The organism is Brevundimonas pishanensis, assembly GCF_022750635.1.
Taxonomy (GTDB): domain Bacteria; phylum Pseudomonadota; class Alphaproteobacteria; order Caulobacterales; family Caulobacteraceae; genus Brevundimonas; species Brevundimonas pishanensis.
In genome coordinates this window covers 111,771-122,927 of record NZ_JAJKBG010000006.1, presented here as the reverse complement: position 1 = coordinate 122,927, position 11,157 = coordinate 111,771, and the positions used below count along the sequence as shown (strand labels likewise).

Sequence of the window (11,157 nt, the reverse complement as noted above, 5' to 3'; positions counted from 1 at the left end):
TAATTGGCCGCTTTGCAGGGGTTGTTGACGCGCTTTATTCCCATCACAAGGGAACAAAGATATTTCCTGCCGTCCTACAGGGTGTGAGACCATTCCGTCGCCAGCGCCAGATTCCCCCCAAACCCCCGCGCCCGACGCGCCCCCCTCGCGACACCCCGCCCGCCCCAGCACAGGGGCCGTCTCACCGGTCGTGATTGGCAAGGTCGTATTGGCGCTAGCCGGTGTGGTCGCCTCGCTGTTGGCGATCTACAACAACCCGCCGTATGGCCTGCATCTGCTGCTTCCGATTCTGGCCATGACCCTGTCGTCCATGTTGACGGGATGGCGCTGTACCTTGGCCGCGCAGGTATTGCTGTGGCTTGGATTGATCCTGCTCTGTGCGACCCACCATATTCCGCTGGCCGAGATGATCGTGGTAGCGATCGTGACGGCAGTGGTCGCCTTCGCGGTCCAGCGCGACAATAACCCGCTTCTGGGTGCCTTCGGCCTGCACCAGACGACCGAGAACGAAGTCCTCCGCTCGCTCTTGTCAGCGGTACCGGTTGTCCTTCTGGACAAGCAAGGCCGGATCTCCCGCGCCAGCAAGGCCTGCGCCGACATCTTCGGCATCCCCCAATCGGCTACTGTGGGTCAAAGCTTTGGCGATCTGGTTCCGGGGTTTGACTATTCGAAGCAGGCCGCGCCCTCGGTCCCGTCGGGGCAGGTCGAATCCGGACGCGCCAACTGGCACGCCATGCGCCCCGATCAATCCTCGCCCATCCCCGTGGATCTCTGGCTGGACCACACGCCGCAAGGGCCGCTGATCCGTCTTGTCGACCTGACGCCGCGCCATGCCGCCGATGCCCAGGCGCGCGAGCTTCACTCACAGCTTAACAAGGTGTGGCGTCTGAACTCGCTGGGCGAGATGGCGGCCACTCTGGCGCATGAACTGAACCAACCGCTGGGAGCCGCCGCCGCCTATCTGCACGCCGCGCAGGAAGATATGAAGGCGGCGGGCCCTCTGGGCGAAAGCGCTCTTCGCACCACCGATCTGGCCAAGGCGCAGATGCTGCGCGGCGGCCAGATCATCCGCCGCATGCGCGAGCTTCTGACGATGGAGATGCGGGCGTTGGAGAAAGAACGCGTCAGCCGGATCGTCGATGACGTATTGCCGATCCTGACCCTGACTGGGCAAGACCGGAACATCGTAATTTCCACCGAGATCGAGATGCCCGATGTCGTCCGCATGGACCGGATTCAGGTCCAGCAGGCGCTCGTCAATCTGGTGCGCAACGCCGTCGAAGCCAGCCCGAACAACTCCAGCGTCGTGATCACCGGTAAGGTTATTTCCGACCGATCCTACGAGATTGGCGTCGAAGACAGCGGTCCCGGTATTGCCCCCGATCAGGTAGACAGCGTATTCCAGCCCATGACCTCGACAAAATCGGGCGGCATGGGCTTGGGGCTGTCGGTGACCCGAACCATTGTTGAAAGTCATGGTGGTACCCTCCGCGTCGGCGTGTCGCGTTGGGGCGGTGCACGTTTTTCGTTCAACCTCACAACTGCAAAACAGGAAGCCGAAGAATGACGCCATCAGTCTTCATCATTGATGATGATGCAGGGATGCGCGACTCCCTAGTCACCCTGTTGCGAAGCCAGGGCATCCGATGCCGCGCCTTCGCCGGTGGCGCTGACTTTCTGCGCGCCATGCCGCAAGACGAGACAGCCTGCGTCGTAACCGATCTGCGCATGCCCGAGGTGGACGGCTCCGAAGTGGTCCGCCGTGTGAGTGAAGAACATGGCGCGGCATGGCCGATCCTTGTCATCACCGCCCACGCCGATGTGCCCTTGGCCGTTAGCCTGATGAAACAGGGCGTTGTGGACTTTATCGAGAAGCCGTTCGATCCCGCCCGCCTTATCGAGAGCGTGCGCGGCTGCCTGTCGCGATTGACGCAGGTCGGCGAGCAACAGCGCATTTCGGCCGCCGCGCGCGAAAAGTTCGAGCGTCTGACCCCGCGTGAAATGCAGGTGTTCGATGCGCTGATCGAAGGGCTGTCGAACAAGGCTATCGCCATGACGCTGGATATCAGTCCGCGTACCGTCGAGGTCTTCCGCGCCAAGGTGATGCAGAAGATGCAGGCCGACAGCCTGTCGGACCTGATCAAGACCGGACTGCTCTTACGCACCGAAGACGCCTAAGCCTCTTGAACAGAGAGTGGCGATATCCCTAATTCACTCCACAACGATAGGGAGTGAGTCATGAGTGCGAATCGCCTTTTACGACAACAGGCCTTCATTGACGGCCAGTGGGTCGACGCCGACGGGGGCGAGACGATCACCGTCACCAACCCTGCGACCGGAGATGTGTTGGGTACTGTTCCCAACATGGGTGCTGCCGAGACGCGCCGCGCCATCGAAGCCGCCGACAAGGCAATGAAGGACTGGGCCAAGCGCACCGCTGCGGACCGCGCCAAGGTCCTGCGCAAATGGTTTAACCTGATGCTCGAAAATCAGGAAGAGCTGGCCCGCCTGCTGACCGCCGAACAGGGCAAGAGCATCACCGAAGCGCGCGGTGAAATCGCCTATGCCGCCTCCTTCATCGAATGGTTCGCCGAAGAGGGTAAGCGCGCCTATGGCGAGGTGATCCCCACCCATGACAATGGCAAGCGCATCGTCACCCTGCGCCAACCGGTCGGCGTGGTGGGCGCGATCACGCCTTGGAACTTCCCGTCGGCCATGATCACCCGCAAGGTCGGCCCTGCGCTGGCTGCCGGTTGTGCTGTCGTTCTCAAGCCCGCCGCCCAGACGCCTTACAGCGCCTTTGCGCTTGCGGTACTGGCCGAAGAAGCCGGCCTTCCGGCTGGCCTGTTCAACGTTCTGACCGGCTCGGCCAGCGCCATCGGCGGCGAGCTGACCAGAAACGAGACCGTACGCAAGATCAGCTTCACCGGCTCGACCGAGGTCGGCCGCAAGCTGATGGAACAGTCGGCCCAGTCCATCAAGAAGATGTCGCTGGAACTGGGCGGTAACGCGCCTTTCCTCGTCTTCGACGACGCCGACATCGATGCCGCCGTACAAGGTGCGGTCATCTCCAAATACCGCAACGCGGGCCAAACCTGCGTCTGCACCAACCGCTTCTATGTGCAGGCGGGCGTCTATGCCGAGTTCGTCGCCAAGCTGACCGCCGAGGTTGAAAAACTGAAGGTCGGTAACGGCATGGAAGACGGCGTTCAGGTCGGCCCGCTGATCGACGACAAGGCCATCCAGAAGGTTCAGCAACACCTCGACGATGCCATGTCCAAGGGAGCCAAGCTGCTGACGGGCGGAAAGCCGCATGAACTGGGCGGCACCTTCTTCCAGCCCACAGTCGTCTCTGAGGTAACGCAGGACATGCTGATTTGCCGCGAGGAGACCTTTGGTCCTCTGGCGGGCGTGGTGCGCTTTGAAACCGAGGAGGAAGGCGTGGCCCTCGCCAACGACACCATCTTCGGTCTGGCGGGCTATTTCTACAGCCGTGATATCAGCCGCGTCTGGCGTGTGGCCGAGGCGCTGGAGACCGGTATGGTCGGTATCAACACCGGGATCCTGTCGACCGAAATCGCCCCCTTCGGCGGTATCAAACAGTCGGGTCTGGGGCGTGAAGGCAGCAGCCACGGTCTCGAAGACTATCTGGAAATCAAATACCTATGCATGGGCGTGTAAGCCCGGCGTAGCAGTTTAGACCAACGTCGATCTCTGCAAATCGTCGTTCTTCCTGTCAGTCTCCCTTGTGACGCTCCGCGAATAGACGGCGCGCGCAAGGGAAACATGGCCGCCTGAGGGGGTGGCCTTACAGGAAGGGATAAACACCCATGACCGACCGCACCCTTCACGGGGCGGACGGCGGGGATCACTCGGTCGCGAAAAACGACCGGCTGGTGATTGCTGCCTCGTCTGTCGGCACCGTCATCGAATGGTATGACTTCTACCTCTACGGCTCTCTCGCCGCGATTATTTCGGCCCAATTCTTCTCGGGCGTGAACGAGACCACCGGCTTTATCTTCGCCCTTATGGCCTTTGCCGCCGGTTTCGCCGTGCGTCCCTTCGGGGCCATCGTCTTCGGACGCCTTGGCGACCTGTGGGGCCGCAAGAATACCTTCCTCGTCACCATGCTGCTGATGGGCCTGTCGACCTTTGTGGTCGGCCTGTTGCCGCCCTATGCAGTGCTGGGCGTCGCGGCTCCGATCATCCTCGTGCTGATGCGCCTGATCCAGGGGCTGGCGCTGGGCGGTGAGTACGGCGGGGCCGCAACCTATGTGGCCGAGCATGCGCCGCACGGTAAGCGCGGCTTCTACACCTCCTTCATCCAGATCACCGCGACGGTCGGCCTGCTGCTGAGCCTGATGGTTATCCTCGGCACCCGAATGGCCATCGGCGAGGAAGCTTTCCTCAGCTGGGGCTGGCGTATTCCGTTCCTCGTTTCGATCCTGCTGCTGGGCGTGTCGCTGTGGATCCGTCTGAAGCTGGCCGAAAGCCCTGCGTTCAAGCGCATGAAGGCCGAGGGCAAGGGCTCCAAGACCCCGCTGAAAGACAGCTTCCTGAAGTGGCCCAACCTGAAACTGGTGCTGATCGCCCTGTTCGGTCTGGCCGCAGGTCAGGCTGTGGTCTGGTACACGGGTCAGTTCTACGCCCTGTTCTTCCTTGAGAAGACGCTGCGGGTTGATCCGGCTCTGTCCAACATCCTGATCGCCTCGGCCTTGGCTTTGGCCACGCCGTTCTTCGTCTTCTTCGGCTGGCTGTCGGACAAGATAGGACGCAAGCCGATCATTCTGGCCGGTTGCCTGATTGCAGCACTGACTTATTTCCCGCTGTTCCAGGGGCTGACCAAGGCCGCCAACCCGCGCCTAGCAGCCGCCGTCGCATCCTCGCCGCTGACCATTGTCGCTGATCCGGCGGACTGTCACCTGCAGTTCGATCCCATCGGCAAGACCGTGTTCAACTCGTCCTGCGACGTGGCCAAATCCTATCTGGCCAAGGCAGGCATCAACTATGACAACGTCGCCGCGCCTGCCGGAACTGTCGCCTCGATCAAGATCGGCGAGACGGTGATCGAAAGCTTCCACGGCGAAGGTCTGGCCAAGCCCGAGTTCGACGCCGCCAAGAAAGAGTTCGACACCAAACTGGTCGCCGCCCTCACGGCTGCGGGCTATCCGGACAAGGCCGACAGCGCACTTGTGAACAAGCCAATGGTTATCGGCATACTGTTCCTGTTGGTTCTGTACGTGACCATGGTCTACGGCCCGATTGCAGCGGCTCTGGTCGAAATGTTCCCGACCAACATCCGCTACACCTCCATGTCCCTGCCCTATCACATCGGTAATGGCTGGTTCGGAGGCTTCCTGCCGACGACCGCCTTCGCCATGGTCGCTGCCACCGGCAATATCTACTACGGCCTGTGGTACCCGATCGTGATTGCGGTCCTGACCGTCATCATCGGCGTGATCTTCGTGAAAGAAGGCAAGGACGTCGACATCCACAATTGACCAAGTCGACAACCTTACCAGTACTGAAGGGGCGGATCGCATTGTCGGTCCGCCCGTTTTGTGTGTGCCGATGCAACTTTAGGGCACCCGCCCCCTTGTGGTGCCACCCGTCCGGGGGACAGATGCCGTGATGTTCAGCTTCATCACACTGGTCATGACGGCGGCCTATATGGCCACCCTGTTTGCCATCGCATGGTGGTACGAGCGACCGCACATCAAGGCCAAGGGCTCGGGGCTGCTGGGTCCCAGCCTGTATTCGCTGTCGCTGGCCATCTACTGCACCTCGTGGACCTATTACGGGGCAGTGGGTACGGCGGCGCGCAGCGGCTGGGAATACCTGCCTATCTATATCGGTCCGGCGCTGGGGCTGACCCTGCTGTTCCCGCTGTGGCGCAGGATCGCGTCTGCAGCCAAGCGGGCCAACGCAGGCTCGCTGGCCGATTTTCTCTCCTCGCGATATGGCAAGAGCCCTGTGCTGGGCGCATCGGTAACCATCGTCGCCATTCTGGGATCGCTTCCCTACATCGCCCTGCAACTGCGCTCGCTGACCATGGCCGGCGAGATGATCAATGTGGACAGTGGTATCCACGGCTCCGAGAGCCTTGCTGTTCTGATCCTCGCGGGCGTTCTGGCGGGGTTTGCCATTCTGTTCGGCGCACGCCGTCCGGACCTGACGGAACATAACCGCGGTCTGATCCAGGCGATTGGCGTGGAGTCCATCGTGAAGATGGGGGCCCTGCTGGCCGCTGCAGCCTTTGCTGTCATCCTCTTGCTGAACGCTGACCACAGCCCAGCCTTGCTGCGCGAAGGTCTGGGGGACTTGAGTGAATGGCCCGAAGGCAATGCCCGCTTCTGGGCGATTACCCTTGTGGCGACGCTGGCGATCTTTTGCCTTCCGCGCCAGTTCCACGTCGGCTTTGTCGAAGGGGGCGAGCCGGGCGAAGTACGCAGAGCCCAATGGCTGTTCCCGCTTTATCTGCTGCTTACCTCGCTGGCCGTTCTGCCGCTCGTGGCTGCAGGACGGTTGGCGTTTCCGGACGCAAACCCTGACCTGCTGGTGCTGGCCCTGCCGCTTCAGAGCCATCAGCCGCTATTGACCTCTATCGTCTTTGTCGGCGGCTTCTCGGCCGCGACGGCCATGGTCATCATCGAAGCGGTCGCCTTGTCGGCCATGGTCTCCAACAATCTGGTCTTGCCGCTGATCGGTGCTCTTCGCACAGGTTCGGGTACGCCGGTGGCCAAGATGGTGCTGAACATCCGTCGTGCAGCCATCATCGGCATCCTGTTTCTGGCGTGGCTCTACTATCAGGCTATGGACCAGTCGCGCGGGCTGGCGGCCATGGGTCTGGTGTCGTTTGCGGCGCTGGCCCAATTGGCCCCTTCCCTCTTCGGTGCCGTGCTTTGGCGCAACGGTCATGCCCGTGGCGCCATGGCGGGTCTGTGGGTCGGTATGACGGTGTGGCTGTTCATGCTGGCGCTGCCGCAACTGGCACCGCAGATGCTGCTCGACGTCCCCGAGTTGATGGGTCTTGAGGACCCGTTTGCCGCTGGCGTCTTCCTGTCTCTGGGGCTGAATCTTCTCACCTATGTGGTGGTTTCCCGCGCCAGCATCCCCGGCCTGATCGACCGCGTACAGGCCCGCGCTTTTGTAGACCACATGGGGTCGGAGTGGCTGGAGGCCCGGGGGCATCTTTCAGGCGCATCGGTCGAAGACCTGCGCGTTCTCGTCGCCCGCTTCATCGGCGAGGACCGCGCCCACAACGCGTTCCAGGTCTGGGCCGAGGAAGCCGGTGTAAGACTGCGCCCCCATGATCCTGCCGACGCCAGCCTTGCGCGCGCGGCCGAACGTATGTTGGCCGGCGCTCTGGGGGCTGTGGCTGCACGCCGTGTTATCGGGGCCGCCCTGTCCGGCGGTGGCCGCGCACCCGAGGACGTGGTGCGCATGCTGGACGAAGCCTCGCAGGCGGTTCAGTTCAACCGCCAACTGCTGCTGACGACACTGGACAACATCGATCAGGGCGTGGCCGTGGTGGATGAAGAGCTGCGCGTCGTGGCGTGGAACCGCCCCTACGTGGAGATGTTCGGCCTGCCTCACGACTTCCTCCACGTCGGCATGCCCATCGCCCATGTCTATCGATACAACGCCGAACATGGCGAGGTCGAACACGGCTCTGAATCGACCGAGTCATGGGTCTCGCGGCGCGTTGAAGCCTTGTCCCGTCGCCAACGTCACTTCCATGAGCGGGTCGGCAGCGATGGCCGGGTTCTGCGGGTGGTGGGCGAGCCTCTGCCGGGCGGTGCCTATGTCACCTCCTACACCGACATCACGGACCTGCGCCGCGCCGCCCGCCAGTTGGAAGAGGCCAACGAACAACTGGAAGCGCGCGTCACCGAGCGCACGACGCAGCTCAAGGCTGCCGTCGAAATGGCCGAGCGCGCGACCGCCTCCAAGACCCGCTTCCTCGCCGCGGCCAGCCACGACCTGTTGCAACCCCTGCATGCGGCGCGCCTTTTCATCGGAGCCCTGCGCGAAGATCCCGAGGTCGAACAGAGCGAAAGCCACACACTGGCCGTCAATGCCGACCGCTCGATTGAAAGCGCTCACCGGCTGCTCACCGCCTTGCTGAACCTGTCCAAGCTGGAGGCGGGCGGTATCGACCCCACTGTGGGACCATTGGCCCTGAACCAGTTGTTCAGTGACATCGCGCGCGAGTTCACCCCTATTGCCGAGGCCAAGGGCCTGAAGTTGCGGGTCCATCCGACGCGGGTCTGGATATCCACCGACCGCGATTTGCTCCGCTCCATGGTCCAGAACCTTGTCGCCAACGCCATACGCTATACCGACAAGGGGGCCGTTGTTGTCGGGGCGCGCCGTAAGGGCGGGCGGGTCGATATCTGCGTCGTCGACACCGGACGCGGTATTCCGGACGAAGCGCGAGCCAAGATCTTTGGCGAGTTTGTGCGACTGCCCGGTGCACCAGTCGATGAGCCCGCCGCCGGTCTGGGTCTGGCCATTGCCCAGCGTCTGGCCGACCTTCTGGGGCATCCCCTGTCGGTGCAATCCCGCATGGGACACGGTTCGCAATTCCGCATTTCCACGCCACGCACCCAGGCTGTGATGGCCCCTGTCGATACGGTGGCGACCTCGCGCACCCCGCTCTACGGCAAACGCGTGCTGTGTGTGGACAATGAACAGCCGATCACGGCCGCACTCGAGGCCCTATTGAAACGTTGGGGAGCGGTGCCGACCATCGCCAACTCTGCGCAAGAGGCGCTTGCACTGCCTGGACCGTTCGACGCCGCACTGGTCGATCTTCATCTGGGAGAAACGGGACCGGATGGGCTCGAGCTTATCAAGATGCTCAAGGCCCGGAACATCCGCCGTATCGCACTGGTTACCGCAGCCACGCAGGACCGCTTGAGCGCACAGGCAGCCGAAGTCGGTGCTGTCCTGTTGCCCAAGCCGGTAAAACCTGCGGCGCTGAAAGCCTTCCTGAACGGCTAGAAGCCGGTCAGCCCAGATCGATCTGCTGGGAAAGAATCACCGCTTGCGTGCGGTTCTGCACGCCCAGCTTGCGGAACACGCTGGTCAGGTGGGCCTTGATCGTGGCCTCGGTCACACCGAGGTCATAGGCAATCTGCTTGTTCAGACGGCCGGCCTTGAGGCCTTCCAGAATACGCATCTGGGACGGGGTCAGGCTGGCGATGCGGCTTTGCAGATCAGCCTCTTCGCCCTCGGCCTCGCCGACGTCCGGTGCCCAGGTCTCGCCATCCAGCACCTGCGAGATGGCTTCGACCATGGTGTCCAGCGAGGCGGACTTGGGGATGAACCCCGATGCGCCCACGGCCAGTGTGCGGCGAACCGTGTGAGGCTCCTCGCTGGCCGAGACCACCACAACCGGCACGGCCGGATGGTTGGCGCGAACGAGATTGAGCCCCGTCATACCCTCGACGTCCGAGAGTTTGAGGTCCAGCAGCAACAGATCCACCGGCTCCTTTGCCAAGGCCGCGTCAGCCTCCGCAAAGCTGGAGCATTCCACCACCCCTGCCTCGGGACGTGCTTTACGCACGGCCGAAACAAGCGCTTCACGGAACAGGGGGTGATCGTCAGCGACGACGATACGGTCCATGAACGTCCTTCCATCCAAATGTCGAAGACACCTGCCCGACTGTCATGGCGACAGAATGACAGGTCTCTACTTTGGTCGAGATTAGACCATTAGCTAATGTCAGAAACCAGTGTGACGCGGAAAAGTGCCTTCGGGACCTGCAAAAAAAGACAGGACCGGGAGGAAAATCATGGCTTACCACCGCCTTTGGGGCGGCGTGGCGTTTGCTGCGCTCCTCACTGCTACGTCTGCGTCGGCTCAGGATAACTCGGCCGCGCTCGAAGCCCGCATTGCCCAGCTTGAGGCCGAACTGGGGGAGTTGAAGGCCGCTATCCGTGAAAATCAGGCCAGCCAGCAGGTCCGCACGCAAGCATTGGCCGATGATATCATCCGCATCCAGCAAGCCCCGCCGCCTGCTCCGGTCGCCCGTCCTGCCGCCGCACCCGCCAAGGGATTTCAGGTCGGTGATCTGACCCTGAACTTCGGCGGTTTCATCAAAGCCGACGCCAAGATCAGCGACTATTCGGACGGGTCGCCCCCGGTTGGCGATACCCTGCACGACTTCTACCTCCCCGGATCCATCCCTGTCGGCGGCCAATCCGAAGGGGCCGAGAGCGAGTTTAGCGCCCGCCAGTCGCGTTTCTGGCTGACGGCTGATGGCAACGTCTCAGGCCACAAGGTCGGCGCCCGCTTGGAAATGGATTTCCAGGCCCTGCCCGGTACCGGCGACCAGCGCACGACCAACCCCTCCACGCCCGCCCTGCGACGGGCCTTTGTCACGGTGGATAACTGGCTGATCGGTCAGGAGTGGACGACCTTCGTCAACCTGAACACCATGCCAGAAACCGCCGACTATGTCGGTCCGGTCGAAGGTTCACTGATCGTCCGCCAGCCGCAAGTGCGCTATACGCGCGGCCCGTTCGCCATCGCCGTCGAGAACCCCGAGACCACCGTTACCCCGTTCGGCGGCGGCACGCGCATCGTGTCCGACGACAATCTGATGCCCGATATCGTCGCGCGCTATCTGGTCGCCCGTCCGTGGGGCGAGTTCCAGATGTCGGGACTTGTCCGCCAACTGCGTCACGAAAATCCGGCGGCCAATATCGACAGCTCGGTCCTCGGCTGGGGTCTGTCGGCGACGGGCAAGATCAAGGTCGGCTCACAGGACGACATCCGTTTTGTCCTGACCGGCGGCGAAGGCATCGGGCGCTATCTGGGCTTGAACCTGTCCAACGACGCCGTGCTGGACGCCAACGGCGATCTGGAAGCCATCGGCGTGATCGGCGGCTACGTCGGCTATCGTCACATCTGGTCGCCGGGCTGGCGCTCGTCGCTGATGCTGGCCCACCAGTCCATCGACAATCCGACATCCCTGACCGGACTTGGCGTCACCAAGTCTGCCAGCAGCGTTCGCGGGAACTTGATCTACACCCCGCTTGCGGGTCTGGATGTCGGGGCCGAACTTATGTTCGGTGAACGCAAGCTCGAGAACAATCTATCAGGCGATATGACCCGCCTGACCTTGTTCGCAAAATACGGCTTTTAAG

The 11,157-nt window shown here is 62.5% G+C and carries 7 protein-coding genes; 6 read left to right on the top strand and 1 reads right to left on the bottom strand.

Going from position 1 to position 11,157, the window contains the following annotated elements; all coding sequences use genetic code 11:
• The first annotated feature begins 190 nt into the window (after positions 1 to 190).
• The 5 genes from LOX95_RS12400 to LOX95_RS12380 all read left to right on the top strand — a co-directional run bounded on the left by LOX95_RS12400 (position 191) and on the right by LOX95_RS12380 (position 9,006).
• A complete protein-coding gene (locus LOX95_RS12400) occupies positions 191 to 1,567 on the top strand; it encodes a two-component system sensor histidine kinase NtrB (RefSeq protein ID WP_242915066.1) in 1,377 nt (458 codons plus the stop codon).
• On the top strand, positions 1,564 to 2,178 hold the full coding sequence (locus LOX95_RS12395; RefSeq protein WP_242915064.1) for a response regulator transcription factor: 615 nt from the start codon (positions 1,564 to 1,566) through the stop codon (positions 2,176 to 2,178). Before LOX95_RS12400 ends, LOX95_RS12395 begins: the two co-directional genes overlap by 4 nt.
• Positions 2,179 to 2,238: 60 nt before the next feature.
• Positions 2,239 to 3,681, top strand: coding sequence for an NAD-dependent succinate-semialdehyde dehydrogenase (locus tag LOX95_RS12390; RefSeq protein WP_242915062.1), 1,443 nt, complete (start codon positions 2,239 to 2,241; stop codon positions 3,679 to 3,681).
• A gap of 149 nt (positions 3,682 to 3,830) precedes the next feature.
• The gene (locus LOX95_RS12385) at positions 3,831 to 5,501 is read left to right on the top strand and encodes an MFS transporter (protein ID WP_242915060.1); all 1,671 of its coding nucleotides are present in this window, start codon (positions 3,831 to 3,833) and stop codon (positions 5,499 to 5,501) included.
• 130 nt (positions 5,502 to 5,631) lie between these two features.
• Complete coding sequence (locus tag LOX95_RS12380) at positions 5,632 to 9,006, top strand: hybrid sensor histidine kinase/response regulator (protein WP_242915144.1); 3,375 nt, start codon at positions 5,632 to 5,634, stop codon at positions 9,004 to 9,006.
• 7 nt (positions 9,007 to 9,013) lie between these two features.
• Here the strand turns inward: LOX95_RS12380 and LOX95_RS12375 are convergent, their stop codons facing one another.
• Positions 9,014 to 9,631, bottom strand: a complete 618-nt coding sequence (locus tag LOX95_RS12375) for a response regulator transcription factor (RefSeq protein WP_242915058.1) — start codon at positions 9,629 to 9,631, stop codon at positions 9,014 to 9,016.
• A gap of 169 nt (positions 9,632 to 9,800) precedes the next feature.
• Between LOX95_RS12375 and LOX95_RS12370 the strand changes: the two genes are divergently transcribed.
• On the top strand, positions 9,801 to 11,156 hold the full coding sequence (locus tag LOX95_RS12370) for a DcaP family trimeric outer membrane transporter (protein WP_242915056.1): 1,356 nt from the start codon (positions 9,801 to 9,803) through the stop codon (positions 11,154 to 11,156).
• The last annotated feature ends 1 nt before the right edge of the window (position 11,157 follow it).